We start from the raw sequence: 24,187 nt of genomic DNA, 5'->3' as shown, positions 1-24,187 counted from the left end.
TTCTTGGGTCTGTCGATGCATCAGCGTCCAGTCAAGATAAAATACAGGTGCCCACGGCGCCGAAGCTCGCAGCGCCGGATAGCGGTTTGTCCGGCGATCAATCAAGATATCAACGCTTACTTCTCTGGGACTCCCCATGGCTTACGAAAACCTGATGGTTTTTACCGGCAACGCTAATCCTGCGCTGGCTGAAGGAGTCGCAAAAAACCTCGGCATTCCTCTCGGCAAAGCAGTCGTCTCGAAATTCTCGGACGGCGAAGTCATGGTCGAAATCAACGAAAACGTTCGTGGTAAAGACGTGTTCGTGCTGCAATCGACCTGCGCACCGACCAACGATAGCCTGATGGAACTGATTTTGATGGTCGATGCACTGAAACGCGCCTCCGCAGGCCGTATCACTGCCGCCATCCCTTACTTCGGTTACGCCCGCCAGGACCGCCGCCCACGCTCGGCGCGCGTTGCGATCTCGGCCAAAGTGGTAGCCAACATGCTGGAAAGCGCCGGCGTTGAGCGCGTCCTGATCATGGACCTGCACGCGGACCAGATCCAGGGCTTCTTCGATATTCCAGTCGATAACATCTACGCTTCCCCCATCCTGCTGGGCGACCTGCAGAAGAAGGACAATGAAGACCTGCTGGTCGTGTCGCCCGACGTCGGCGGCGTGGTCCGCGCCCGCGCCCTGGCAAAACGCCTGGGCTGCGACCTGGCCATCATCGACAAGCGCCGCCCGAAAGCCAACGTCTCCGAGGTGATGAACATCATCGGCGAAGTCGAAGGCCGCAACTGCGTCATCATGGATGACATGGTGGACACCGCCGGCACCCTGGTGAAGGCTGCCGAAGTGCTGAAAGAGCGCGGCGCCAAGAAAGTGGTGGCGTATTGCACCCACGCCGTGCTGTCCGGCCCCGCGATCGACCGCATCTCCGGCTCCTCGCTGGATGAACTGGTGGTCACCGACACGATCCCGCTGTCCGAGGCTGCCAAAGCCTGCGGCAAGATCCGTCAGCTGACCTGCGCACCGCTGCTGGCCGAAACGTTCAAACGCATCATCAAGGGCGATTCCGTGATCTCCCTGTTCATCGACTAAACTCGGTAAACAATCAGTTTTTAGCGGCGGCGCGACCGGTTTTCCACCGGTTGCGCCGCTGTTTTTCCGGAGCGCCCTGGTCGCGGGGCGCTTCTTCACAACGAGGCGCGAGCCTTGTTACTTTTGGAGTCTCAAATGAAAGTTGTTGCATTCAAACGCGAACTGCAGGGCACGGGTGCGAGCCGCCGCCTGCGTATTTCCGGCCAAACCCCAGGCATCGTTTACGGCGGCGCTGATGCTCCCCTGAACATCGCCCTGGACCACAACGCGCTGTACCACGCGCTGAAAAAAGAAGTGTTCCACTCGTCCATCCTGGACCTGGAAATCGACGGCAAGACCCAGCAAGTTCTGCTGCGCGACTTCCAGATGCACGCTTACAAGCAACTGGTACTGCACGCTGACTTCCAGCGCGTTGACGCCAACACCAAGCTGCACAAGAAAGTGGCACTGCACTTCATCAACGCCGACGTATCGCCAGCAGTCAAGCTGCACGGCGCAACCATCAGCCACGTGATGTCCGAGCTGGACGTTTCCTGCGTTGCAGGCGACCTGCCGGAATTCGTGAACGTTGACCTGGCCAACATCGACGTGGGCCACTCGATCCACGTGTCCGACCTGGCCCTGCCAAAAGGCGTGACCGCTATCACCCACGGCAAAAAGCTGACCGTCGCCACCGCTTCGGTACCAGCAGGCCACGTGTCCGCTGAAGCGACCGCAGCAGCTGCTCCTGCAGCCGATGCCAAGCCAGCCAAAGGCAAGAAGTAATCTTTTACTTCCCATGAAGTAAAATAAAAAACCCCGCTCGCGGGGTTTTTTTACATCCATAGAACAGCTTATGTCCATCCGCCTGATCGTCGGCCTCGGCAACCCCGGTCCCGACTACGAACAAACCCGCCACAACGCCGGCTTCTGGCTGGTCGACAATCTTGCCAACAGCCTGGGCGCGCGCCTGCAGCGCGAAACCCGCTTCAATGCGCTGCTGGCCAAGACCGCCATTGCCGGCAAGGAGTTGTGGCTGCTCGAACCGCAGACCTATATGAACCGTTCCGGCCAGTCGGTGGGCGGCCTGGCGCGCTTCTACAAGATCAACCCGGATGAAGTCTTGGTGGTGCACGACGAGCTGGACATGATGCCCGGCGTGGCCAAGCTGAAAAAGGGCGGCTCGTCGGGCGGGCACAACGGCCTCAAGGACATTACCGCCGCGCTCGGCACCCAGGATTACTGGCGCTTGCGCATCGGCATCGGCCACCCGCGCACGCTGAGCCTGCAACAGGCGGTGGCCGACTTCGTGCTGCACCGTCCGCGCCGCGACGAGCAGCTGCTGATCGACGAAGCCATCGAGAAAAGCCTGAACATCATCCCGCTGGTGTGCGAGGGCAAGTTCCCGCTGGCCACGACCCAGCTGCACACCGCCTGACCAGGCTAGGCCGCCGCCTGCGCCGTGGGCTTGGTGGCGTCGAAGTAGTAGCTGATGCGCTTGCGCGGGCTGAGATAGACGTACACTTCCGGCGGCACCTGGCCCGGCCGCAGCGCCTTGATGATGTGCAAGTCCGTTTCCAGGTCCAGGTCCACCATGATGGCTTCCAGGCGCGGCACGTCCCTGTCGTACACCACCAGCATCGGCTTCATCGGGCGTTCCGTGTTCACCGTGGCCACCATGCCGGTCATTCCGTTCGACAGCTGCACCACGGTGCCCGGCGGATACACGCCCAGGCAGCGGATGAACATTTGCAGCAGGCGCGGGTCGAACTTGGCGCGGTGCTTGGCGAACATCATGGACAGCGCCTCGTGCGGCGTGAGCGCATGCGCCAGGTTGAACGGGTTGCACAGCTCGTCATAGTAGTTGGCGATCGCCACGATGCGCGCCAGCACGCCGATGCTTTCCCCTTTCAGCTTGCGCGGATAGCCGCTGCCGTCGTACAGCTCGTGGTGGTCGTGGATCACGGCCGCCACCGCCGGCATGCATTGCAGGCGCTGCGCTATTTCCGCCCCGTACTGGGCGTGCATCTCGTACAGGTTCTGCTCGGCCGTGGTGTAGGGCTCGGGCTTGGTGAGGATCTTGTCCGGAATGTTCTTGCGGCCGATGTCGTGCAGCAGCCCGCCCAGGCCCAGCAGCTTGGCCACTTCGGGCGGCAGGTTCACTTCGCGCGCAATCATCATGGCCAGCATGGTCACATTGAGCGAATGAAAATACAGCTCTTCGTTGCCGGCCGTATCGCCCATCACGTGGATGGCCAGTTCCGGGGCGCACAGGATGGCGTCGGTAATCTGCGTCACCAGCGCGGTGGCCTGGCTGACCGATTCCTGCGGCCGGGAAAACAGGTTCTTTTCGATCTCGCGGATGGCGCGCGCGGTGCTGGTGAAGGCCTGCTCCACGCGCTCGGCATCGGCGCGGCGCTGCTGCATGCGCTCCAGCATGGCGCGCTTGGCCTGCAGGGCGGGCGATGCCACTGCCGCTGCCGCCGCAGCAGCGGCCGCCGCAGCCGCAACGCCAGCGGCCTTCGGCGGCCGTGCGGCAGCCTGCGGCGCATCTTCCTGCGGCGTCGCATCGCTGAGCTCGGGGTTGTAGCGCACCGAGCGCAGCCCCAGGCTGCGCAGGATATCGATCTGCTCTTCGGACTTGATCTTGAAGCGGCTGAATGCGAACGGATGCTCAAACCACTTCAGGTCCAGCTCGACATACAGGCCGACACGCAGCTGATCCATCGTCACCGTCAACTCGTCCAATGCGGCTCCCCTGAGGCTTGCAATGCAGAAGTTGTGATTGTGTAACTTATCTCTGCCAGTGTATACGAGAAGCAAGGACGTGGGGGCTCAGGCCCAGCGGCTGGCCAGGAAATCCATGGCCGCCCGGGCAGACGGGGGCGCCGGGCGTTGCGGGCATACACCATACACGCCGCTCGGGCGCCCGCCCCATTGCGGCAGCACCTGCACCAGCTCGCCGCTGTCCAGCGCCGCCGCCACCGTGGCGCTGGACAGGAAGGCAATGCCCAGCCCGTCGATGGCGAGCTGGCGGATGGCGTCGCCGTTGTCGGCGCGGATGCGCCCCTGCGGGCGCAGGCTGCGCTCGCCATCCGGGCCGGTCAGGCGCCACAGCTCGGCGTCGCGGTTCACGGCCAGGTTCAGGCAGACATGCGCGGCCAGGTCGGCCACGGCGGCCGGCGCGCCGTGCTGCGCCAGGTAGGCCGGCGACGCCACCAGCAGGCGGCGGTTGTCCATCAGCTTGCGTGCCACCAGGGAAGAGTCGTCCAGGCGGCCGATGCGGATGGCCAGGGTCACGCCTTCTGCCACCAGGTCCAGGTAGCGGTCCGTCATCAGCACAGGTCGAGTTCAATCTCGGGATGCTGGTGCAGGAAGCCGGCCAGGTGCGGCAGCACATGGGTGCGCCCGAACGACACCGGCACGCTGAGCCGCAGCAGGCCGCGCGGCTGCGCCTGCTGCTGGCCGGCCATCTGGAAGGCACTGCGCAGCTGCGCAAAGGCGCTGCCGCATTCGGCGTACAGGGCCTGGCCGGCGGCTGTGAGCGACATGGCGCGCGTACTGCGGTTGAGCAACTGCGTGCCCAATTCCTGCTCCAGCGCCTTCACCAGGCGGCTCACCGACGACGGCGTCATGCGCAGCTCCTGCGCGGCGCGCGCAAAACTGTGGTGGTCCACCACGCAGGTAAAAGCGCGCAACAGGTGCAGCGGCGGCATTCGGTCTCCCGGGGAAAGTATGTCCTGATTTTACCGCTATTATCGCTGGCCATCGCGATAGTTAAACTGGCTGCATGAGCCAACTATTCCATATCGACGCTTTCACCACCACCCCCTTCCGCGGCAACCCGGCCGGCGTGGTGCTGGACGCGGACGGCCTCAGCAGCGCCCAGATGCAGGATCTGGCGCGCGAGCTGAAACACTCCGAAACCGCCTTCGTGCTGGCGCCGCAGCGGTGTGGCGGCGACGCTCCGCACGATGTGCTGATCCGCTACTTCACGCCCACCACCGAAGTGCCGATCTGCGGCCATGCCACGATTGCCGCGCATTACGCGCGCGCCGTGGCGCTGGGCCTGGGAACGGTGGAGCTGACACAGAAGACCGGTGCCGGCGTGCAGCGCATCCGCGTCGAGCGGCAGCCGGACGGGGATTACCGCATCCTCATGCGGCAGGGGCCGCTGTCCTTTGGCCAGCCCTTGCCGCCCGCCGTGCGGCAGGCGGCGGCCCGTGCGCTGGGGCTGGCCGAGGGCGATTTCGCGCCCGGCCTGCCGCTGCAGGTGGTCTCCACCGGGCACTCGAAAGTGATGGTGCCGCTGCGCGACGGCGTGGCGCTTGACGCCATCGCGCCGGACCACGCCGCGCTGGCCGCGCTCAGCGCCCGGATCGGCTGCAACGGCTGGTTTCCGTTCCAGCTGCGGGCCTGCGGCCGCGCCACCGACGGCCGCATGTTCGCGCCCGCCATCGGCATTCCCGAAGACCCCGTCACCGGCAACGCCAACGGTCCTCTCGGCGCCTACCTGGTGCGGCACGGCCTGATGGCGCACGACGGCAAGCTGTTGCGCTTCGACGGCCACCAGGGCCGCGCCTTGCGCCGCGACGGCGTGGTGCAGGTGGAAGTGACGATAGGGCAGGACGGGCCGCAGCAGGTATCCATCAGCGGCAGCGCGGTCATCCTGTTCTCCGCGCCGCTGGACGTCGGCCGGCTTGCTGCGAGTTCCAGTACGCCAGCGGCGCCTTGCGCGCCAGCCGGGTAAAGCCGCGCGTGAAATGTGCCTGCTCGAAAAAGCCCGGCCGCGGGCCAGCCGGATGCGGCGCGCCGGTGCAGCACGAAGCTGCGATTACGTGCGAATATAGGGGTTATGAAAAAAAACCTCGCATGCATTCCCCTGGCGCTGGCGGCGGCGCTGGCCTCGACAGCCGCTCCGGCGCAGGACGGCGCAGCGCTCAAGACGCAGGTCGCCAACCGCATCAACAGCATGTATCCGCAGCTGGAAACCGTGTACAAGGACTTGCATGCCCATCCCGAGATCGCCTTCCAGGAAGTGCGCACGGCCGCCAGGCTCGCGGCTGAAATGCGCGCCCTCGGCTTCGAAGTCACCGAAGGCATAGGCAAGACCGGGCTGGTGGCGATCTACAAGAACGGCCCTGGCCCCACCGTCATGGTGCGCACCGAACTGGACGCGCTGCCGATGGAGGAAAAGACCGGCTTGCCCTACGCCAGCAAGGCCCGCGCACAGTCCGGCGGCGCTGAAACCTACGTCATGCACAGCTGCGGCCACGACATCCACATGGCCAGCTGGCTGGGCGCGGCGCGCACCCTGGTCGAGCTGCAATCGCAATGGCAGGGCAGCCTGATGTTCATTGCCCAGCCGGCCGAAGAGACCGTGTCCGGCGCCAAGGCCATGCTGGCCGACGGCCTGTTCACGCGCTTCCCCAAGCCGGACGTGGCGTTCGCGCTGCACTCCTGGCCCACCGCGCACGGCACGGTCGGCTACAACATCGGCGCGGTGTCGTCCAATTCCGACGCCATCGAGATTGTATTCAAGGGCCGTGGCGGCCACGGTTCGGCACCGGACAAGGCGCTGGACCCGATCGCCATCGCGGCGCGTTTCGTGGTCGACGTGCAGACCGTGGTCAGCCGCGAGAAAGACCCCAAGGAATTCGGCGTCGTCACCATCGGCGCCATTCAGGGCGGCACCGTCGGCAACATCATTCCGGACAGCGTGCTGGTGCGCGGCACCATCCGCTCCTACAGCCCGGCCGTGCGCAGCAAGCTGCTGGAAGGCGTGCGGCGCGTGGCCAACGCCTCGGCGGCCATGGCGGGTGCCCCGGCGCCGGACGTGGAACTCAAATCCGGCGGCCAGGCCATCATCAACAATGAAGCGCTGGTGCGCAAAACGGAAGCGGTGCTGAAGGACGCGCTGGGCGCCGCCAACGTCGGCCTGATTGCACCGATGACGGCCAGCGAAGACTTCTCCGAATACGTCAACCAGGGCGTCCCCGGCATGTTCTTCTTCACCGGCGTGTATCCCGCCAAGGCGGTGGCCGAGGCTGAAGCGGCCGGCGGCAAGCCGCTGGCCTTCAACCACTCGCCGTTCTATGCGCCCGTGCCCGAGCCCTCGATCAAGACGGCGGCGCAGGCCATGAGCCTGGCGGTGCTGAGCGCGCTGGCGCGCTAGCGGACCGGCCATGACCAAGGTGCAAACCGCGCAAGCTTCACAGCCCGTGTTCTGGCGCGACGCCGCGCTGCCCTTCATCGAGGCGCGTTCCATACGCGACGGCCGCAGCCTGTGCTACGCGCGGCATACGCATGCCACCTTCTCCATCGGCGCCATCACCGGCGGCGTGAGCACCTACTGGAACCGGCGCAGCAAGGAAACCGTGGGCGCGGGCAGCGTGGTGATCATCAACCCGGAAGATGCGCATGCCTGCAATCCGGCCGCCGGCCAGCCCTGGTCCTACCGCATGTTTTACGTGGACGTGGCCTGGCTGACCGCGCTGCAGCACGAACTCGGTTTCAGCCGCAACGCGGACTTCAGGGCTTTCTCGGTCACCTCCAGCACCGCGTTGTTCGCTGGCCTGAACCGGCTCTACGACACCTTGACCTCGGCGCACGCCGACGCCCTGCAGAAGCAGAGCGCGGCGCTCGGTTTCTTCCTGGACATGCAGCAGACGCTGGACCCTGCGCCCGCCGTGCTGGCCGGTGCCAACGGCAAGCTGCAGCGGGCCGCCGAATTCATCAGCGACAACTGTACGCGTCTGCTGAGCCTGGATGACATCTGCGCCGCCGCCGGCCTGTCGCCGTCCTACCTGATCCGCGCCTTCAAGGAGCGGTTCGGCATGACGCCGCACGCCTACCTGGTCAACCGGCGCGTCCAGTACGGCCAGGCCCGGCTCAAGCGCGGCGCGGCGATTGCCGACGCGGCCATTGAAAGCGGCTTCGCGGACCAGTCCCATTTCCAGCGCGCCTTCAAGCAGCTCCTTGCTGCGACGCCGGGGCAGTACCGGGGCCGATAAGATCCACCACGGCCTGGAACAGCCGGGCCGGCTCCTCCGCTATCCGGTTCAGCACGTAAAGGAAATACTCGTCGCCGAAGATGGCGTATTCGCGCGTCTGGAAACCGCGCCGGCGCAGCGCGTCCAGGCCTTCGGTGCCCAGGCCGAACAGCGTTTCGAATTCCGATTGCTGTGGCGGCAGTTGCTGCTGCAGGATGAAGTCGGCCAGGTCGTTCTGCAAGGACGCGTCGTGCGTGGCGAGCGAGCACTTGTGGCGGCCGGCCAGCAGGGTTTGCGCCAGCCGGCGGTAGGCGGCGGCCAGCTCCGGGCTGTTGCGGTCCCAGGCAATCGCGGGCGACTCCCGGAACGCGCCCTTCACCAGGCGGATGCGGCCCGGTACTTCCATCAGCCGTGGCAGGTCCTGCGCGCTGCGGTGCAGCCTGGCCGGCATGGTGATGCCGACGTTGTCCAGCCCGGCCTCGGCATGCAGACGCAGGTAGGTGGCGTAGATCAGGCCGGCCCGGTCCGCGCCTTCCATGGAGATCATCACCTCGCGGCCGGCGCCTGCGGCCGCGCTGGCGATGCGCCTGGCGTTGCGGTAGCCCAGTTCCGGATCCACCAGCATGCCGACGTGGGACAAGTCCAGCGAGACCGAGCACGCCAGGCGTTCATGCGCGAGCGCGGCCGCCAGTTCCAGGAAGACTTCCGTGTCGGCGTTGGCCTTGGCCTCGTCGCGGCAGCTTTCGCCCACATACTCCGCCGATCCCGCGTGTCCGCGCGCGGCCACGGCGTGCAGATGCCGCACCACGTCCGCCACCGTGTGCCCGGCCACATAGCGCGCGGCAACGCGCTGCATGTACCGCCGCAGTTCGGGATCGCGGCCAACGCGCTCTTTTGCCTGCTCGTCGAGCGCCAGCGCGCGCAGGCTGTCGGCGGCCTGCGCCATCAAGTTCGGGGTCTGCATGTCGATTCCTTTCAAGATTAACGAAAGGCTATCGTATGCGTGCCGCCTCGCTGCGGTATTGAAGGAAATTGCCCTCCGGGCTGGACGCCGGGCGGCGCCTGCCTATGTCTTGTTGGACTGCAGCGTGAAGCCGATCAGGCGCGCCACCACCGCCGCCAGATACATCAGCCCGACCAGCATCTCGACGCTGGCGACGGCCCGCGCGTGGGAGGTGAGCGGAATCACGTCGCCGATGCCGGTGCTGGAGAGCAGGGCGAAGCTCAGGTAGTTCAGTTCAGTCCAGGTGCGTGGTGCGGCCGCGTTCACCGCTGCGCCAAAGGTGCCCGGCTGCAGCGACTGGACCAGGATGAACACGTGCGTGAACGCCCACGCCAGCAGCGTGAACGCCGCGCCCGCTGCGAACAGTTCGTCCGTCGTGGCCAGGCGGTCTTCCATCATATAGGCCACCAGGCTGGCGGCTGCGTAGAAGTAGAACGCCGCCTCCAGCGCGGACGACCAGGGCAGCAGGCCGGGCAGGTCGAAGGCCATCTGCAGGCCCAGCAGCACCACCACGGGGCCGGCGATGCTGGCGCTGACCCAGGCATGGCCCGGCGTGCGCCGCACCATGCGGGTGGCGACCACCAGCACCAGGATGCCGAACATATTGAAAATAATGTGTCCGCCGCGCACGGTTTCGATAAAGGGATACAGCAGCATGCCCAGTAATTGCGTCAGCAGCAGCACGGCCGACGGGTGGCGTTTGGTACTGTGCACCAGGGGAAACGGATTCATCCCCCAGCTCCACACAGCGTCTCCAGCACGGCACGCACCGCCGCCGGGATGGGGACGGCGCGGTTGCTGGCGCGCTCGACATAGACGTGGACAAAATGGCCGGCCGCGCAGGGCTGCGGCTCGTCGTTGCGGAACAGGGCGATTTCATAGCGCACGCTGGAATTGCCCAGCTTGGCCACGCGGATGCCGGCGTGGACGATGTCCGGGAACGAGACCGAGCTGAAATAGGCGCAGCCGCTGTCGACCACGAAACCGACCACCTCGCCCTTGTGGATATCGAGCACGCCGCGCCCGATCAGGAACTGGTTCACGGCCGTATCAAAGTAGGAATAATAAACAACATTATTAACATGGCCATACACATCATTGTCCATCCAGCGCGTGGGAATGGACAGAAAATGGGGGAACTGCGAGCGGGTGGCGTCGCGCATCGTCATGGAAGCTCCTGGTTCTGAGGTACAATTGATCCTTACGCGCGGGCAATCGGCGCAGCAAAACAATACCATCATTAAAGGTTTTTCATGAGTCTCCAATGCGGCATCGTCGGCCTGCCTAACGTCGGCAAGTCCACCCTATTCAATGCACTGACCAAGGCCGGCATCCCGGCTGAAAACTACCCGTTCTGCACCATCGAGCCCAACGTCGGCGTGGTGGAAGTGCCGGACCCCCGCATGGCTGCCCTGGCTGAAATCGTCAAGCCTGAGCGCATGGTCAACGCTATCGTCGAGTTCGTCGACATCGCCGGCCTGGTGGCGGGTGCATCGCAGGGCGAAGGCCTGGGCAACCAGTTCCTGTCGCACATCCGCGAAACCGACGCCATCGTCAACGTGGTGCGCTGCTTTGAAGACGAGAACGTGATTCACGTGGCCGGTAAAGTCAGCCCGCTGGACGATATCGAAGTGATTCAAACCGAATTGGCCCTGGCCGATTTGGGCACCGCTGAAAAAGCGCTGCACCGCGAAAATAAAAAAGCCCGTTCCGGCGATAAAGACGCGGCGAAACTGGTGGCGCTGCTGGAAAAGATTATCCCGCAATTGAATGAAGCCAAACCCGTGCGCGCCATGGGCCTGGATGCGGATCAGCTGGCAATCATCAAACCGCTGTGCCTGATCACCGCCAAGCCGGCCATGTATGTGGCCAACGTGTCCGATACCGGTTTCACCAATAATCCGCTGCTGGATCAATTGACTGAATACGCGAAATCGCAGAATGCGCCTATCGTTGCCATTTGCGCGTCGATCGAAGCGGAAATCGCTGATCTGGACGATGCCGATAAAGCGGAGTTCCTGTCGGATATGGGCATGGAAGAGCCGGGCCTGGACCGCCTGATTCGCGCCGCATATAAACTGCTGGGCCTGCAGACTTATTTCACCGCCGGTGTAAAAGAAGTGCGCGCCTGGACCATTCATATCGGCGATACCGCACCCCAGGCAGCCGGCGTAATCCACACCGACTTTGAACGCGGCTTTATCCGCGCGCAGACCATTGCCTATGACGATTACATCGCGCTCAAGGGCGAAGCGGGCGCCAAGGAAGCTGGCAAGATGCGCGCCGAGGGCAAGGAATATGTCGTCAAGGATGGCGACGTGCTGAACTTCCTGTTCAACGTGTAATTACCCCGGCGGCCATGGCCGCAATAAGAAAAGCCGCGAGCGATCGCGGCTTTTTTTTCGCCCTGTTTTTTATCCGGCCGGCCCCGTGGGGCCGCAGCGCACTCAAACCTGGCGTGAACACGCCAGAAACTGGCATAAAACAGGCGCGCCAGCCCCATAAAGCGGTGCTCCGTTCCAGTTCTTACTGCTTGGCCTCGAACTCCCTGACTGCTTTGCTGAACTGATCCATCAGCGGATTGGGCACCGCCAGCGAGAGCTGATAATGCTCGATTTCAAATCCTCCGCTGGTACGGTGAAGCACGCCGCTGGCCTGGCAAATACCCATTTGCGTATTCAGCTGTTCATCGAACCAGATATAACTTTTATCTGCCGAGAAATAGATATTGCGTTTCACGGCTGTGAATGCCCACGCTTTCTTGCGGTCGAAAAACGGCTTGGCCCAAGCCTTGAATTGGTCGCGGGTCCATATTTCCGATTTGTCGGTGCCGATATAAATGCCGCTGGCGGCCATTTTGTCGAAATAAACCGGGTCCGCGTTGGCTGCATCCTTATGCCACTGGTCCATAAAGGCCTGGACCTGCTGGCGGAAAGCGGCATCCGCCTCGGCCGATTGTGCGGCGGCGGTGGCGCTCATCAGGAAGAAGGCGAGCGCGGCGAGCAATTGCTTCATGGGATCTCCGGAAAAATAAGTAAAGCCAGCATACACCAGGGCGGGCAAGGAGCGGACGTGCCTGTATAATCGTCAAGTTCGCCGGCCACCGGCCCTTTAGCTTCCCACCACAGAAAACGAAATCTCATGGCTTCATCCAACGATAACGTCAGCATGGCGCTGTTCTGCGACTTCGAAAACGTCGCCCTCGGCGTGCGCGACGCCAATTACGAAAAATTCGACATCAAGCCCGTGCTGGAGCGTTTATTGCTCAAGGGCAGCATCGTAGTCAAGAAAGCCTATTGCGACTGGGACCGCTACAAGGGTTTCAAAGCGCCTATGCATGAAGGCAATTTCGAGCTGATCGAAATCCCGCACGTGCGCCAATCGGGCAAGAATTCGGCCGACATCCGCATGGTGGTCGATGCGCTGGACCTGTGCTACACCAAGTCCCACGTGAACACCTTCGTCATCATCTCCGGCGACTCCGACTTTTCGCCGCTGGTGTCCAAGCTGCGCGAGAACAACAAGAAGGTGATTGGCGTGGGCGTCAAGCAGTCCACCTCCGATCTGCTGGTGGCCAACTGCGACGAGTTCATCTTCTACGACGACCTGGTGCGCGAGATCCGCCGCGCTGCCGCCAAGCGCGACACCCGCGAAGGCCAGCCTGCCGTCAAGCGTACCCCGGAAGAGGAAAAAGGCCGCCGCGAGGAAATGGACAAGCGCCGCCGCGAGGCGGTGGACATGGCGGTCGAGACCTTCGACGCGCTGGTGTCCGAGCGTGGCGATTCCGGCAAGATCTGGGCTTCCGTGCTGAAAGAGGCGATCAAGCGCCGCAAGCCGGACTTCAGCGAGTCCTATTACGGCTTCCGCACGTTCGGCAACCTGCTGGAGGAAGCCAAGGCGCGCGGCCTGCTGGAGTTCGGCCGCGACGAGAAATCCGGTGCTTATGTATACCGTAGCAGCGGCGCGGGCGAGCAGGGCACGGGCGAAGGCTCGGGCAATGTATCGGCACCGGTGCAGCACGAGGCGTCCGAGGGCGGCCGCCATGAAGGCCGCCGCGGCCGCGGCCGTGGCCGCAACCGTGGCGGCGACCGCCACGCCAGCCATGAGCCGGTGTCCGAGGAAGTGTCCGCCGAGCTGCAACTGGCGCAGGACGAGAACGCCTACGCGGAAGCGGAAGCCGTGCACGCTGCCGACGACGCCGCCTATGCGCAGCAAGGCGAGACCGCCCAGCAGGACCATGAGCAAGAACGCGAGCAGGAGCATGAGCAGGAGCACGAGCAGGCAGCTTCGCTGTCCAGCAGCGAGCAGGACGACCTGGACGAGGAAGAGCGCGCGCTGGATGCCGCGGCCGCAGCCATCGCCAACGCCGCCGGCGGCAATCAGCGCCAGCTTGGCCGTGACGGCCAGCCCAAGCGCAGTTCGGCCAAAATCCCGGCGCGCCAAGCCAAAGCGCAGCAGAAAGCAGCGCAGTCGGCTGCTTCGGCCGACGTCTGGGCCAAAGGCAAGGGCCGGGGCAAGCCGGCGCAGGGCGGCAACCAGCGCGGCAAAGCCGGCCAGCCGGTGCCGCAAGCGGCGCAGTCCTTCGCCCAGGTGGGCGGACAGCAAGCCGGCCAGGCAGGCCGGGGCGACGCCTCCGCCGCAGGTCAGGCAGTCACCCAGCCAGCCACCCAGCCAGGCCTGCAGCCAGCTGACCACGCTCCCGGCCAGCAGGCCGATCACGCCGAAGTAGCGGCAGTTCAGCCGTCCGCGCAGCCGTCCGCTCGTGCTGGCGGACGCGCGGGCGGCCGTTCGGGCGGCCGTCAGCAGGCCAGCCGCCAGCCGGCCGCGCCACAGGTCGCCGATGCGGTCGCTGCGAGCGCTGCGCCGGCAGCCGCTGCGCCGGTGGCCGACAGCACTGCAGGCGGCGAAGCCGATGCGGCCGCCAAGCCGGCAGCCAAGCCGCGCAGCCGTGCTGCGGCCAAGGGCCGTGCCAAGGCTGGCGAATCGCGCATCACCGAAGCTGCTGCCGAAGCTGCCGCGGCGACCGCAGCGCCAGCGGAGGCTGCGGAGCCAGCCGCCGACAAGCCAGCCAAATCCGGCCGGGCTGCCGCCGCCCGCGCCCGGGCCGCCAAGCCCGTGGTTGCCAGCGCCGAGGCAGAGGGTGGCGACAAGCCAGCCCGCAAGCCCGCCGCCCGCCGCCCGCGCAAGGCGGAGTAAGCTGTTCCTTGCCGTATCCTCCACCGGGGGATACGGCAGCCCGCAACGCCCCCGCCACACCGTCAAGCGCAAACCACGGCCGATATCCTGGCAATCAGGCCGTCCTGTGGTTTCCCGCGATTTACTGCCAGACACTTTGCTGCCATACTGCCAACTTGAATAACATTTAGGCAGCGGCCGTCCGCGCTGCCGGCGGCGGTCCGCATGGCTATCCTCTCCGAAATCAACCTCTACCCGATCAAATCCTGCGCCGGCATGTCGCTGCGCTCGGCCACCTTGACCAGCGCCGGGCTGATGAAGGAGCAGATCTACGACCGGGAATGGATGGTGGTCGATGAAGCCGGCGTTGCGCTGACCCAGCGCGAGCACCCGCGCATGGCGCTCATCGTGCCGCGCCTGAAGGCCGACACCCTGGAACTGCGCGCCCCCGGCATGCTGCGCCTGGAAATCGAACTGGGCCTGCCGGATCCCGAGCTGGCCCCCAGGCGCACCGTGCAAGTGTGGGACGACCAGGTGCTGGCCTACGATTGCGACGCCACCACCGCCGCCTGGTTCAGCAATTTCCTCGGCCTGCCGTGCCGCCTGGTGCGCTTCCACGCCAACGCCACCCGTGCCGTGTCGCAGAAATGGACCAACGGGGTGGAAGCGACCACCATGTTCTCCGACGGCTACCCGGTGCTGGTGGCGGGCAGCGCCTCGCTGGCCGACGTGAACGAGAAGCTGCTCAAGGCGGGCCGCGAGGCCATCCCCATGAACCGCTTCCGTCCCAACCTGGTGCTGGACGGCATCGAAGCCTTCGAGGAGGACTACGCCGCAGACTTCCGCGTCGGCGGCGCCGTGCTGAAACCGGTGAAACCCTGCCCGCGCTGCCCCATGCCCTCGATCGACCAGGCCACCGGCGAGTTCGGCCCGGACCCGCTCGACATCATGGCCGGCTACCGCGCCAAGCCCGAAGTGGACGGCGCGCTGTGCTTCGGCATGAACAGCATCCTGATCGAAGGCGACGGCCAGGAGCTGCGCGTGGGACAGGAAGTCGACGTCAGCCTGGCGTTCTAGCCATGATGTCCAACAAAAAGCCCGAAGCGGCCGACCTGGTTGCGGAAAACCTGGCGCTGCGCACCCGCATGGCCTACCTGCTGGAGCAGGCCGAGCGCAATCACAACATCATGATGCGGCACCAGGCCTTCGACCTGGAAATCGTCAGCGCCTCCACCTTCCCCGAACTGGTGGGCACCATCTTCCGCACGCTGCCCATCATCTCCGAGCTGGAAGCGGTGACCCTCACGCTGGTCGACGAGGGCGGCGACATCCGCACCGTGATGGCCAAGCTGGGCGTGAATTTCGCCGAGTTCCCGGGCCTGATCTTTGTCGAGGAAGTGGACGGCCTGGGCTTCGACCTGGGGCGCCGCAACGCCTACTCGCCCACGCCGCGGCCGCTGCTGGGGATGTACGACGCGTTCAAGCACGGCCACGCCTTCCCGCATCCGCCGGAAGGGCTGCAAAGCGTGGCGCTGGTGCCGCTGCTGCGTAACAAGCGCATCATCGGCAGCCTGAACCTGGGCAGCGTGGACCCCACGCGCTTCACGCCCAGCCTGGGCACCGACTTCATCGAGCACATGGCCTCCATCATCGCCATCTGCCTGGAGAACGTCATCTCCAACGAGATGCTCAAGTACATCGGACTGACCGACTCGCTGACGGGCGTCTACAACCGGCGCTATATGGACCGGCGCCTGCTCGAGGAAATTTCGCGCGCGCGGCGCCAGGCTTACGACATTTCCTTCATGTACATCGACATCGACCACTTCAAGCGGGTCAACGACACGGTGGGCCACCAGGGCGGCGACGAAGTGCTGCGCGAAGTGGCGCAGCGCATCAAGGCCGAGCTGCGGCTATCGGACGCGCTGGCGCGTTTCGGCGGGGAAGAATTCGTGGTCCTGCTGATCAATGCGGACCTGGACAGTGCCGCTTTTGTGGCCGAGCGCATCCGCGCCGGCATCGCCGCCAGCATGATAGACGTGTCGCACAGCGTGCGGGTCTCCATTACCGCCTCGATCGGCGTGGCCTGCCTGGACCGCAGCGACCCCGCCGCCGCGCCCGAAAGCGCCGCCATGGAACTGATCGCCCACGCCGACTCGGCGCTCTACCAGGCCAAGGACAGCGGCCGCAACCGCGTCGTCACCTTCCGCCCCGGCGCCTGACCCCGCCCCTGAAGCAAGCTGAGCCGCATTTTCCCCTACTTCGGGGTCAGACCCCGAAGTAGGGGAAAATGCGGCTCAGGCTGGCTGTAGGATAGTTGGAAAGTTTGTAGGAATCAGGCGAGCAGCTGATGTTCGGCGCGGGCGACCGCGTCGGCGGCTCCGCGCAGCACCACCACGTCGCCGGCTTCCAGCACCGTGCCGGGTGTGGCGTCCAGGCCGCTTTTGCCGCGCCGGATGGAGGCCACTTCGGCGCCCGCCGCCTCGACCGCCACTTCGGCCAACGTCTTGCCGATACAGCTGGCGCTCTCGCCCAGCGTCACCGAATGCAGGCGCAGCATGTCGTCGTCTTCGCCGGCGTCGCTGGCGCCGTGGAACCAGCCGCGCAGGGACGCGTAACGCGCCTCGCGCGCCGCCTGCACCCGGTGCACCACGCGCCGCAGCGGCACGCCCAGCATCACCAGCGCGTGCGAGGCCAGCATCAGGCTGCCTTCCATCAGTTCCGGCACCACTTCGGCCGCGCCGGCCGCCTTCAGCCGGTCCAGGTCGGTGTCGTCGTGGCTGCGCACGATCACCGGCAGCGCCGGCGCCAGCTCGTGCACCAGGTGCAGCACCCGCAGCGCCGACGGCGTGCTGGCGTAGGTGATCACCACCGCGCTGGCGCGGTAGATGCCCGCTGCCACCAGGCTTTCGCGCCGGCCCGCGTCGCCGTAGGACACGCTGGCACCGGCCGCCTGCGCTTCCTGCACCCGTTCCGGGTCCAGGTCTAGCGCGTGGTAGGCAATGTCTTCTTCGCTGAGCAGGGTGGCCAGGCTCTGGCCGCTGCGCCCGAAGCCGGCCACGATCACGTGCTTTTGCGTGCTCATGGTGCGCGTGGCGATCTTGGTCAGCGCCAGCGACTGCATCATCCATTCATTGCTGGACACCTTCATCACCAGCTGGTCCGACTTGGCGATGACGAACGGCGCCAGCAGCATCGACAGCACCATGGACGCCAGCACCACCTGGATGATGAAGGGGTCCATCAGCGCCATGCCGCCGGCCAGGTTGAGCAGCACGAAGCCGAACTCGCCGGCCTGCGCCAGCGCCAGGCCGGTGCGCATGGACACGCCGTCGGACGAGCCGAACAGCTTGGCCAGCCCGGCAATGAGGGCGAACTTGAGCAGCACCGGCCCGGCCAGCAGCACCAGCACCAGCCACCAGTGCTCCACCACCAGGCGCAGGTTGAGCAGCATGCCCACGTTGATGAAGAACAGTCCCAGCAGCACGTCGCGGAAGGGCTTGATGTCCTCTTCCACCTGGTGCTTGTATTCGGTCTCCGAGATCAGCATGCCGGCCACGAAGGCGCCCAGCGCCATCGACAGCCCGGCCTTCTCGGTGATCCAGGCCGCGCCTAGCGTGATCAGGAGCAGGTTCAGCATGAACAGTTCCTGCGAGCGCCGCTTGACCACGATGGTGAACCAGCCGCGCACCAGCTTTTGCCCCACGAACAGCAGCAGCACCAGCACGATGGCAGCCTTGCCGGCCGCCCAGGCCAGCGTTTCAAGCAGGTCGTCCGGGTTCTTGGACAGGGATGGGATGAGGATCAGCAGCGGCACCACCGCCAGATCCTGGAACAGCAGGATGCCGATGATCTTGCGGCCGTGCTCGCTTTCCAGCTCCAGCCGCTCGGTGAGCATTTTCACCACGATGGCGGTGGACGACATGGCCAGTGCCCCGCCCAGCGCGAACGAGGCTTGCCAGCCGATGTGCACGCCCGGCAGCTGGGTGGCCAGCAGCCAGCCCAGCCCCATGGTGGCGGCGATGGTGGCGCCCACCTGGGCCATGCCCAGCCCGAACACGATATTGCGCATGGCCATCAGCTTGGGCAGCGAGAATTCCAGGCCGATCGAGAACATCAGAAACACCACGCCGAACTCTGCCAGGATGTGGCTCGCTTCGCTCTGCTCGGCCAGGCCCAGCGCGTGCGGGCCGATGATGATGCCCACCGCCAGGTAGCCCAGCATGGGCGGCAGGTGCAGCATGCGGAAAGCCACCACGCCCAATACGGCGCTGCCCAGCAGCAAAAGGGTCAGTTCAAGCGGTGAAAACATGCGGCGGTTCCATTTGGGGCGCTGATCCCGTTGTTTGTTAGGACTGGCAAGTTTTTTGCTTTCGCAATTCGGCTATACTTCCGGCATGAGTGTAACCGATGGAATTCCCATGCTGAAAGCTTTTGACAACAACACGGCCGAACGCGCGCTGGCGCTGGCCCGAGAAACCCTGCAGATCGAGGCGGACGCGATTACCGCCATGCACGCGCGCCTGGCTACCGACGACAGCGTCGGCAAGGCCGTGGCCCTGCTGCTGAACTGCAAAGGCCGCGTTGTGGTCTCCGGCATCGGCAAATCCGGCCATATCGCGCGCAAGATCGCCGCCACCCTGGCCTCGACCGGCACCCCGGCCCTGTTCGTGCACCCGGCCGAAGCCGCGCACGGCGACCTGGGCATGGTGACCGCGGAAGACGCCTTCATCGCCATCTCCTATTCCGGCGAAAGCTCGGAACTGATGGCCATCCTGCCGGTGGTCAAGCGCATGGGCAGCACCCTCATTTCCATGACCGGCAAGCCCGGCTCCAGCCTGGCCAAGCTGGCCGACGTGCACCTGGACGTCTCGGTGGCCAAGGAAGCCTGCCCCATGAACCTGGCGCCCACCGCCAGCACCACCGTCACGCTGGCGCTGGGCGATGCCCTGGCCGTGGCCCTGCTGGACCTGCGCGGCTTCAAGGAAGAAGACTTCGCCCGCTCGCACCCGGGCGGCGCCCTGGGCCGCCGCCTGCTGACCCATGTGCGCGACGTGATGCGCAGCGGCGACGCGGTGCCGTCCGTGGGCCTGGACACCCGCCTGCCGGAGGCGCTGCTGGAAATCACCCAGAAGGGCATGGGCATGACCGCCATCGTGGATGCCGACCGGCGCCCGGTGGGCGTGTTTACCGACGGCGACCTGCGCCGCATGATCGAAAAAGTGCAGGACTTCAGCAAGGTAATCATCCGTGATGTGATGCATGCCAACCCGCGCAGCATTTCGCCTGATAAGCTGGCCGTGGACGCGGTGGCCATCATGGAACAGTTCCGCATCAACCAGATGCTGGTGGTCGATGAGGACGGCAAGCTGGCCGGCGCGCTGCACATCCACGACCTCACGCGCGCCAAGGTGATCTGATGAACCAGGCCTACAATCCGGACAATGTGGCGCGTGCGGCCAGGGTCAAGCTGGTGATTTTCGACGTGGACGGCGTGCTCACCGACGGCAGCCTGCACTACGGCCCGGACGGCGAAGTGATGAAGACCTTCAACGTGCAGGACGGCCTGGGCATCAAGCTGCTGCAGGAGGCCGGCATCCTGACGGCCATCATCAGTGCGCGCCGCTCGCCGCAGGTGACGGCCCGCGCGCGCGACCTGGGCATCGAGTTCGTGCACCAGGGCGGCCATGACAAGCTGACCCCGTTCAACGACTTGCTGGCCAAGACCGGCCTGGAAGCCGGGGAAGTGGCCTTTATCGGCGACGACGTGGTGGACCTGACGATTTTGAAGCGGGTCGGCTTTGCGGTGGGCGTGCCCAACGGCCGCGCCGAAGTGCTCGACCGCGTACACCATGTGACCGTGGCGCAGGGCGGCCGCGGCGCGGTGCGCGAGCTGTGCGAGTTCGTGCTGCGCGCCACCGGCCGCTACGACCAGGTCATGGCCCAGTTCCTGGTCTGAGAAGGTTGAACCATGCGTAAACGAACCGCGCACCGCTGGCGCTTAACCCTGACCCTGGTGTTCGGGGTCTTGTTCGCTTGCGGCACCTTCTGGCTGGTGCAGCTGCTGAACCGGGGCGAAGAGGACATGCTGGCCGACAAACGCCTGAACGAGCCGGATTACATCATCGACCAGTTCAGCGTGGTGCGCATGACCAAGGACGGCAAGCCGAGCTATATTGTGGCCGGCGACAAGCTGGTGCACCGCCCCATCGACGACGCCTCCGAGATCGACAAGCCGATGATGCGCAACCTGAGCAGCACCCAGCCGCCGATGAACATCACGGCCGAGCACGCGCGCGTGGACGAGAGCAACACCCGGGTGCAGTTGAAGGGCAACGTGAAGATAGACCGCGCGGCGCAGGGCAAGAGCGCGGCGATGCAGATGACGACGCAGGCGCTCACCGTCTACCCGGACGAGGACCGCATGGAAACCGACCAGCCGGTGCAGATCGTGCAGGGTGGCGCCACCGCCACCGGCACCGGCATGAAGGCCAACAACGCCACCCGCATGGTGCACTTGCAGGGCCGCGGGGCCATCGTGTTTCCGCCCAAGGGCGCGCCGGCCAATACCAAATAACACAGGAACAAAACAATGAAAAAAATTCTGATCTCGGCCCTGCTGCTGTGCGCAGCCGGTCTGGCCCAGGCTGAAAAAGCCGACTCCTACAAGCCCACCGAAATCAAGTTCGACCAGGTGGACGTGGATGACGTGAAGCAGATCCGCACCTTCACCGGCAACGTGATCCTGACCCGCGGCACGCTGCAGATGAAGTCCTCCAAAGCGGTGGTGACGCAGGACCCGGAAGGCTACCAGTACGTGACCCTGACCAGCGTGCCGGGCACGCCCGCCACCTTCCGCCAGAAGCGCGACGGCGAAGGGGAGCAGTGGGTGGAAGGCGAGGCGGAACGCATCGAGTACGACGGCAAGATCGAGCTGGTCAAGCTGTTCAACAAGGCCAAGGTGCGCCGCCTGGAAGGCAGCAAGCCCAGCGATGAAGTGCAGGGCGAATTCATTTACTACGACAGCCGCAAGGAATTCTTCAGCGTGAAGAACACCGCCACCGGCGAGAGCAAGCCGGGCGGTGGCCGCGGCACCATGGTGATCCAGCCGTCCGCCAAGCGCCCGCCGCCGGATGCGCCGGCGCAGCAACCGCCAGCGGGGAAATGACGATGGCTGAAGCAACGCAAAACATGGAAGGCTGCACCAGCACCCTGGTGGTGCGCGGCCTGCAGAAATCCTATGGCAAGCGCCAGGTGGTACACGACGTGTCGCTGCAAGTGGAATGCGGCGAGGTGGTGGGCCTGCTGGGCCCGAACGGCGCCGGCAAGACCACGTCCTTCTACATGATCGTCGGCCTGGTGCCGTCGGACGCCGGCAGCATCGACATCGCCGGCGTGGACGTGTCCAGCATGCCGATCCACCAGCGCGCCACGCTGGGACTGTCCTACTTGCCGCAGGAAGCTTCCGTGTTCCGTAAGCTGACGGTGGAAGAGAACATCCGCGCCGTGCTGGAGATCCAGCGCGTGAACGGCAAGTCGCTGGGCAAGGCGGAGATCGACGAGCGCCTGGACCGCCTGCTGGCCGACCTGCAGATCGAGAAGCTGCGTGAGAACCAGGCGCTGTCGCTGTCGGGCGGCGAGCGCCGCCGCGTCGAGATCGCGCGCGCGCTGGCCACCAACCCGCGTTTCGTGCTGCTCGACGAACCATTCGCCGGCGTGGACCCGATCGCCGTGATCGAGATCCAGCGCATCGTGCGCTTCCTCAAGGAGCGCGGCATCGGCGTGCTGATCACCGACCATAACGTGCGCGAGACGCTGGGCATCTGCGACCGCGCCTACATCATCAACCAGGGCAGCGTGCTGGCGTCCGGCCGTCCGGACGATATCATCGCCGACGAATCGGTGCGGCGCGTCTACCTCGGCGAACACTTCCGCATGTAAGCCCGCCATGAAACAGTCACTGCAACTCCGCACCTCTCAGCACCTGGCGCTGACGCCGCAACTGCAGCAGTCGATCCGATTGCTGCAGCTGTCCACGCTGGAGCTGCACCAGGAACTGGAGCAGCTGCTGGGCGAGAATCCCTTGCTGGAACGGCTGGACGACCCGCTGGACCGCTCGCTGCGCCTGCTCGGCGACGGCGCCATCAACCAGACCCAGCCCAACGGCGCGGACGCTTCGCCGGCCGACGTGGGCGCGCCCGCGCCGGACAGCGCGCCGGCCGGCGAGGCCGACCCGTTCGAGGGCGCCAGCGGCGAGGGCGACAGCGCCAGCGGCGCCGAGGCCGACACCGACTGGAGCGACGCCGGCCGCAGCAAGGCGCCCGACGACGAGGATTCCCGGCCCCAGCTTGAAGCGAGCCACTGCACGCTGCGCGAGCACCTGATGGAGCAGATGCGCGTGACCGTGCAGGAACCGCGCGACCGCGTGCTGATGGAACTGATCATCGACGCGCTGGACGAGAACGGCTACCTGGAAGAGCCGCTGGAGGAGATCCACGCGCGCCTGCCGGAAGAGGCGGACGTGGAACTGGAAGAGCTGCAGACGGCGCTGACCCTGCTGCAAAGTTTCGATCCCATCGGCGTTGGTGCGCGCAGCGCGTCCGAGTGCCTGGCGCTGCAGATCAAGCGCATGCCCGGCGTGCCCTTGGTGACGCGCCGCATGGCCATCTGCATCGTGGAAAAACACCTGGCCTGGTTCGCGCAGCGCGAATTCAACAAGCTGAAAAAAGCCCTGGACTGCGACGATGAAGACCTGCGCGAGGCGCAGGCTGTGATCCGCCAGTGCAATCCGCACCCGGGCGCGGAGTTCGCCTCCGACGTGTCCGACTATGTGGTGCCGGACGTGATCGTGAAAAAGGCGCGCAATGGCTGGCAGGTCACCTTGAACAACGACGTGATGCCGCGCCTGCGCGTCAACGCCCTGTACGCCAACATGCTCAAGCAGGGCAAGGGCGAGTCGGCCATGGGCGCGCAGCTGCAGGAAGCGAAGTGGCTGATCAAGAATATGCGCCAGCGTTTCGACACGATTCTGCGCGTGGCGCAGGCGATAGTAGAAAGACAAAAGAACTTTTTCAGCCATGGCGCAGTGGCCATGAGACCCCTTGTGTTGCGTGAAATTGCTGATACACTGGGACTACACGAGAGCACTATTTCTCGCGTAACAACTCAGAAATACATGCTGACTCCGCATGGGATGTTTGAGTTGAAATATTTCTTTGGCAGTCACGTCGCCACCGAAGCAGGAGGAGAAGCATCCTCGACGGCGATACGGGCGCTGATTGTGCAATTGACAGGAGCTGAAGACCCGAAAAATCCTTTATCCGACAGTAAGATTGCGGACATGCTGGGTGAACAGGGCATGGTAATTGCGCGACGGACTGTTGCCAAATATCGCGAAGCCTTGAAAATCCCTCCGGTAAGTCTGCGTAAAGCTTTGTAGTTTTACTTGGGTTCCCCTGCGCTCCAATAATATTACAGCGTACGAGCCCTTATCTTTAGGAGTGTGTATGAATCTCACCATCAGTGGACATCATCTCGAAGTGACCCCCGCCATCCGTGAATACGTGCAGAACAAGCTGGAACGGGTAAAGCGCCATTTCGATCAAGTTATTGATATTGCTGTCATCCTGACTGTAGATAACCTCACCGAGAAAGACAAAAGGCAAAAAGCCGAGATCAACCTGCGCATGTCCGGCAAGACCGTGTACGTGGAAAGCCTGTCGCAAGACCTGTATGCTGCCATCGATACGCTGGTTGACAAACTGGACCGCCAAGTCATGAAGTACAAAGCCAAAGTGCAGGAGCATGGCCACGACGCCATCAAGCACCTCCCGGACACTTACGAACCGGCTCCTTCCGCATAAGGCGTAAGCGGCACTCCAAACAAGGGCGCATCTGGCGCCCTTTTTTGCGCCCGCGCTAAAATGGCGGTCTAATAATTCCAGAGACATC

25 protein-coding genes are annotated in these 24,187 nt (G+C 64.8%); 17 read left to right on the top strand and 8 right to left on the bottom strand.

Going from position 1 to position 24,187, the window contains the following annotated elements; all coding sequences use genetic code 11:
• Positions 1 to 136: 136 nt before the first annotated feature.
• The 3 genes from ASC94_RS28105 to pth all read left to right on the top strand — a co-directional run bounded on the left by ASC94_RS28105 (position 137) and on the right by pth (position 2,504).
• The gene (locus ASC94_RS28105) at positions 137 to 1,087 is read left to right on the top strand and encodes a ribose-phosphate pyrophosphokinase (RefSeq protein WP_056404184.1); all 951 of its coding nucleotides are present in this window, start codon (positions 137 to 139) and stop codon (positions 1,085 to 1,087) included.
• A 135-nt stretch (positions 1,088 to 1,222) separates the two neighbouring features.
• The gene (locus ASC94_RS28100; protein ID WP_056404182.1) at positions 1,223 to 1,852 is read left to right on the top strand and encodes a 50S ribosomal protein L25/general stress protein Ctc; all 630 of its coding nucleotides are present in this window, start codon (positions 1,223 to 1,225) and stop codon (positions 1,850 to 1,852) included.
• A 70-nt stretch (positions 1,853 to 1,922) separates the two neighbouring features.
• Entirely contained in the window at positions 1,923 to 2,504 is a 582-nt protein-coding gene (gene pth, locus ASC94_RS28095; RefSeq protein WP_056404177.1) for an aminoacyl-tRNA hydrolase, read from the top strand.
• Between the two features lie 5 nt (positions 2,505 to 2,509).
• Here the strand turns inward: pth and ASC94_RS28090 are convergent, their stop codons facing one another.
• The 3 genes from ASC94_RS28090 to ASC94_RS34090 form a co-directional block, all read right to left on the bottom strand.
• Entirely contained in the window at positions 2,510 to 3,814 is a 1,305-nt protein-coding gene (locus ASC94_RS28090) for an HD-GYP domain-containing protein (RefSeq protein ID WP_229417436.1), read from the bottom strand.
• An 87-nt stretch (positions 3,815 to 3,901) separates the two neighbouring features.
• Complete coding sequence (locus ASC94_RS34095) at positions 3,902 to 4,402, bottom strand: substrate binding domain-containing protein (protein ID WP_200955841.1); 501 nt, start codon at positions 4,400 to 4,402, stop codon at positions 3,902 to 3,904.
• On the bottom strand, positions 4,402 to 4,782 hold the full coding sequence (locus tag ASC94_RS34090; protein ID WP_200955847.1) for a LysR family transcriptional regulator: 381 nt from the start codon (positions 4,780 to 4,782) through the stop codon (positions 4,402 to 4,404). The genes ASC94_RS34095 and ASC94_RS34090 overlap by 1 nt, the downstream gene beginning before the upstream one ends.
• Positions 4,783 to 4,856: 74 nt before the next feature.
• Here ASC94_RS34090 and ASC94_RS28080 point away from each other — a divergent pair, with 74 nt between their 5' ends.
• From ASC94_RS28080 to ASC94_RS28070, 3 genes are all read left to right on the top strand, one after another.
• Complete coding sequence (locus ASC94_RS28080) at positions 4,857 to 5,816, top strand: PhzF family isomerase (RefSeq protein WP_056404175.1); 960 nt, start codon at positions 4,857 to 4,859, stop codon at positions 5,814 to 5,816.
• 105 nt (positions 5,817 to 5,921) lie between these two features.
• Positions 5,922 to 7,241 (top strand): amidohydrolase, encoded by a 1,320-nt coding sequence (locus tag ASC94_RS28075; RefSeq protein WP_056404173.1) that lies wholly within the window; start codon positions 5,922 to 5,924, stop codon positions 7,239 to 7,241.
• 10 nt (positions 7,242 to 7,251) lie between these two features.
• Entirely contained in the window at positions 7,252 to 8,079 is an 828-nt protein-coding gene (locus tag ASC94_RS28070; protein ID WP_056404171.1) for a helix-turn-helix domain-containing protein, read from the top strand.
• Here the strand turns inward: ASC94_RS28070 and ASC94_RS28065 are convergent.
• The 3 genes from ASC94_RS28065 to ASC94_RS28055 all read right to left on the bottom strand — a co-directional run bounded on the left by ASC94_RS28065 (position 8,033) and on the right by ASC94_RS28055 (position 10,224).
• Complete coding sequence (locus ASC94_RS28065) at positions 8,033 to 9,022, bottom strand: proline dehydrogenase family protein (protein WP_056404169.1); 990 nt, start codon at positions 9,020 to 9,022, stop codon at positions 8,033 to 8,035. The two genes, ASC94_RS28070 and ASC94_RS28065, sit on opposite strands and share 47 nt — an antisense overlap.
• A gap of 102 nt (positions 9,023 to 9,124) precedes the next feature.
• The gene (locus ASC94_RS28060) at positions 9,125 to 9,793 is read right to left on the bottom strand and encodes an ion channel (protein WP_056404166.1); all 669 of its coding nucleotides are present in this window, start codon (positions 9,791 to 9,793) and stop codon (positions 9,125 to 9,127) included.
• Positions 9,790 to 10,224 (bottom strand): thioesterase family protein, encoded by a 435-nt coding sequence (locus ASC94_RS28055; protein ID WP_229417441.1) that lies wholly within the window; start codon positions 10,222 to 10,224, stop codon positions 9,790 to 9,792. Before ASC94_RS28055 ends, ASC94_RS28060 begins: the two co-directional genes overlap by 4 nt.
• 90 nt (positions 10,225 to 10,314) lie before the next feature.
• Between ASC94_RS28055 and ychF the strand changes: the two genes are divergently transcribed.
• Positions 10,315 to 11,406, top strand: coding sequence for a redox-regulated ATPase YchF (gene ychF, locus ASC94_RS28050; RefSeq protein ID WP_056404160.1), 1,092 nt, complete (start codon positions 10,315 to 10,317; stop codon positions 11,404 to 11,406).
• Positions 11,407 to 11,587: 181 nt separating this feature from the next.
• Here the strand turns inward: ychF and ASC94_RS28045 are convergent, their stop codons facing one another.
• Complete coding sequence (locus ASC94_RS28045; protein ID WP_056404159.1) at positions 11,588 to 12,076, bottom strand: nuclear transport factor 2 family protein; 489 nt, start codon at positions 12,074 to 12,076, stop codon at positions 11,588 to 11,590.
• A gap of 126 nt (positions 12,077 to 12,202) precedes the next feature.
• On the opposite strand from ASC94_RS28045, the gene ASC94_RS32145 reads away from it, so the two are divergent.
• From ASC94_RS32145 to ASC94_RS28030, 3 genes are all read left to right on the top strand, one after another.
• On the top strand, positions 12,203 to 14,257 hold the full coding sequence (locus ASC94_RS32145) for an NYN domain-containing protein (RefSeq protein WP_082616898.1): 2,055 nt from the start codon (positions 12,203 to 12,205) through the stop codon (positions 14,255 to 14,257).
• 204 nt (positions 14,258 to 14,461) lie between these two features.
• Positions 14,462 to 15,313: an MOSC domain-containing protein gene (locus ASC94_RS28035; RefSeq protein WP_056404157.1), complete on the top strand. Its 852-nt coding sequence runs from the start codon at positions 14,462 to 14,464 to the stop codon at positions 15,311 to 15,313.
• A gap of 2 nt (positions 15,314 to 15,315) precedes the next feature.
• A complete protein-coding gene (locus ASC94_RS28030) occupies positions 15,316 to 16,458 on the top strand; it encodes a DUF484 family protein (RefSeq protein WP_373888141.1) in 1,143 nt (380 codons plus the stop codon).
• Between the two features lie 113 nt (positions 16,459 to 16,571).
• On the opposite strand, the gene ASC94_RS28025 is transcribed toward ASC94_RS28030, so the two are convergent.
• The gene (locus ASC94_RS28025; RefSeq protein WP_056404155.1) at positions 16,572 to 18,548 is read right to left on the bottom strand and encodes a monovalent cation:proton antiporter family protein; all 1,977 of its coding nucleotides are present in this window, start codon (positions 18,546 to 18,548) and stop codon (positions 16,572 to 16,574) included.
• A 109-nt stretch (positions 18,549 to 18,657) separates the two neighbouring features.
• Here ASC94_RS28025 and ASC94_RS28020 point away from each other — a divergent pair, with 109 nt between their 5' ends.
• From ASC94_RS28020 to hpf, 7 genes are all read left to right on the top strand, one after another.
• Positions 18,658 to 19,656 (top strand): SIS domain-containing protein, encoded by a 999-nt coding sequence (locus tag ASC94_RS28020; protein ID WP_056404153.1) that lies wholly within the window; start codon positions 18,658 to 18,660, stop codon positions 19,654 to 19,656.
• Positions 19,656 to 20,195, top strand: coding sequence for an HAD family hydrolase (locus ASC94_RS28015; protein WP_056404150.1), 540 nt, complete (start codon positions 19,656 to 19,658; stop codon positions 20,193 to 20,195). The genes ASC94_RS28020 and ASC94_RS28015 overlap by 1 nt, the downstream gene beginning before the upstream one ends.
• Positions 20,196 to 20,207: 12 nt before the next feature.
• Positions 20,208 to 20,813, top strand: coding sequence for an LPS export ABC transporter periplasmic protein LptC (lptC, locus tag ASC94_RS28010; RefSeq protein WP_056404148.1), 606 nt, complete (start codon positions 20,208 to 20,210; stop codon positions 20,811 to 20,813).
• A 15-nt stretch (positions 20,814 to 20,828) separates the two neighbouring features.
• A complete protein-coding gene (lptA, locus tag ASC94_RS28005; protein WP_056404145.1) occupies positions 20,829 to 21,404 on the top strand; it encodes a lipopolysaccharide transport periplasmic protein LptA in 576 nt (191 codons plus the stop codon).
• 2 nt (positions 21,405 to 21,406) lie between these two features.
• Positions 21,407 to 22,177, top strand: coding sequence for an LPS export ABC transporter ATP-binding protein (gene lptB / locus ASC94_RS28000; RefSeq protein WP_373888140.1), 771 nt, complete (start codon positions 21,407 to 21,409; stop codon positions 22,175 to 22,177).
• 7 nt (positions 22,178 to 22,184) lie between these two features.
• On the top strand, positions 22,185 to 23,675 hold the full coding sequence (locus tag ASC94_RS27995) for an RNA polymerase factor sigma-54 (RefSeq protein ID WP_056404143.1): 1,491 nt from the start codon (positions 22,185 to 22,187) through the stop codon (positions 23,673 to 23,675).
• A 67-nt stretch (positions 23,676 to 23,742) separates the two neighbouring features.
• Positions 23,743 to 24,099 (top strand): ribosome hibernation-promoting factor, HPF/YfiA family, encoded by a 357-nt coding sequence (gene hpf, locus ASC94_RS27990; protein ID WP_056404142.1) that lies wholly within the window; start codon positions 23,743 to 23,745, stop codon positions 24,097 to 24,099.
• The last annotated feature ends 88 nt before the right edge of the window (positions 24,100 to 24,187 follow it).

Origin of the sequence: Massilia sp. Root418 (assembly GCF_001425265.1) — a bacterium.
GTDB lineage: Bacteria > Pseudomonadota > Gammaproteobacteria > Burkholderiales > Burkholderiaceae_D > Rugamonas.
Note: the sequence above shows the minus strand (reverse complement) of the source record. Positions and strands in the feature narration are given on the sequence as shown.

What these genes read in the sequence shown, in the direction of transcription:
- ASC94_RS28105 (WP_056404184.1), top strand. Translation starts at nt 137, where the DNA reads ATGGCTTACGAAAACCTGATGGTTTTTACCGGCAACGCTAATCCTGCG.
- ASC94_RS28100 (WP_056404182.1), top strand. Translation starts at nt 1,223, where the DNA reads ATGAAAGTTGTTGCATTCAAACGCGAACTGCAGGGCACGGGTGCGAGC.
- pth (WP_056404177.1), top strand. Translation starts at nt 1,923, where the DNA reads ATGTCCATCCGCCTGATCGTCGGCCTCGGCAACCCCGGTCCCGACTAC.
- ASC94_RS34095 (WP_200955841.1), bottom strand. Translation starts at nt 4,402, where the DNA reads ATGACGGACCGCTACCTGGACCTGGTGGCAGAAGGCGTGACCCTGGCC.
- ASC94_RS34090 (WP_200955847.1), bottom strand. Translation starts at nt 4,782, where the DNA reads ATGCCGCCGCTGCACCTGTTGCGCGCTTTTACCTGCGTGGTGGACCAC.
- ASC94_RS28080 (WP_056404175.1), top strand. Translation starts at nt 4,857, where the DNA reads ATGAGCCAACTATTCCATATCGACGCTTTCACCACCACCCCCTTCCGC.
- ASC94_RS28075 (WP_056404173.1), top strand. Translation starts at nt 5,922, where the DNA reads ATGAAAAAAAACCTCGCATGCATTCCCCTGGCGCTGGCGGCGGCGCTG.
- ASC94_RS28070 (WP_056404171.1), top strand. Translation starts at nt 7,252, where the DNA reads ATGACCAAGGTGCAAACCGCGCAAGCTTCACAGCCCGTGTTCTGGCGC.
- ASC94_RS28065 (WP_056404169.1), bottom strand. Translation starts at nt 9,022, where the DNA reads ATGCAGACCCCGAACTTGATGGCGCAGGCCGCCGACAGCCTGCGCGCG.
- ASC94_RS28060 (WP_056404166.1), bottom strand. Translation starts at nt 9,793, where the DNA reads ATGAATCCGTTTCCCCTGGTGCACAGTACCAAACGCCACCCGTCGGCC.
- ASC94_RS28055 (WP_229417441.1), bottom strand. Translation starts at nt 10,224, where the DNA reads ATGCGCGACGCCACCCGCTCGCAGTTCCCCCATTTTCTGTCCATTCCC.
- ychF (WP_056404160.1), top strand. Translation starts at nt 10,315, where the DNA reads ATGAGTCTCCAATGCGGCATCGTCGGCCTGCCTAACGTCGGCAAGTCC.
- ASC94_RS28045 (WP_056404159.1), bottom strand. Translation starts at nt 12,076, where the DNA reads ATGAAGCAATTGCTCGCCGCGCTCGCCTTCTTCCTGATGAGCGCCACC.
- ASC94_RS32145 (WP_082616898.1), top strand. Translation starts at nt 12,203, where the DNA reads ATGGCTTCATCCAACGATAACGTCAGCATGGCGCTGTTCTGCGACTTC.
- ASC94_RS28035 (WP_056404157.1), top strand. Translation starts at nt 14,462, where the DNA reads ATGGCTATCCTCTCCGAAATCAACCTCTACCCGATCAAATCCTGCGCC.
- ASC94_RS28030 (WP_373888141.1), top strand. Translation starts at nt 15,316, where the DNA reads ATGATGTCCAACAAAAAGCCCGAAGCGGCCGACCTGGTTGCGGAAAAC.
- ASC94_RS28025 (WP_056404155.1), bottom strand. Translation starts at nt 18,548, where the DNA reads ATGTTTTCACCGCTTGAACTGACCCTTTTGCTGCTGGGCAGCGCCGTA.
- ASC94_RS28020 (WP_056404153.1), top strand. Translation starts at nt 18,658, where the DNA reads ATGCTGAAAGCTTTTGACAACAACACGGCCGAACGCGCGCTGGCGCTG.
- ASC94_RS28015 (WP_056404150.1), top strand. Translation starts at nt 19,656, where the DNA reads ATGAACCAGGCCTACAATCCGGACAATGTGGCGCGTGCGGCCAGGGTC.
- lptC (WP_056404148.1), top strand. Translation starts at nt 20,208, where the DNA reads ATGCGTAAACGAACCGCGCACCGCTGGCGCTTAACCCTGACCCTGGTG.
- lptA (WP_056404145.1), top strand. Translation starts at nt 20,829, where the DNA reads ATGAAAAAAATTCTGATCTCGGCCCTGCTGCTGTGCGCAGCCGGTCTG.
- lptB (WP_373888140.1), top strand. Translation starts at nt 21,407, where the DNA reads ATGGCTGAAGCAACGCAAAACATGGAAGGCTGCACCAGCACCCTGGTG.
- ASC94_RS27995 (WP_056404143.1), top strand. Translation starts at nt 22,185, where the DNA reads ATGAAACAGTCACTGCAACTCCGCACCTCTCAGCACCTGGCGCTGACG.
- hpf (WP_056404142.1), top strand. Translation starts at nt 23,743, where the DNA reads ATGAATCTCACCATCAGTGGACATCATCTCGAAGTGACCCCCGCCATC.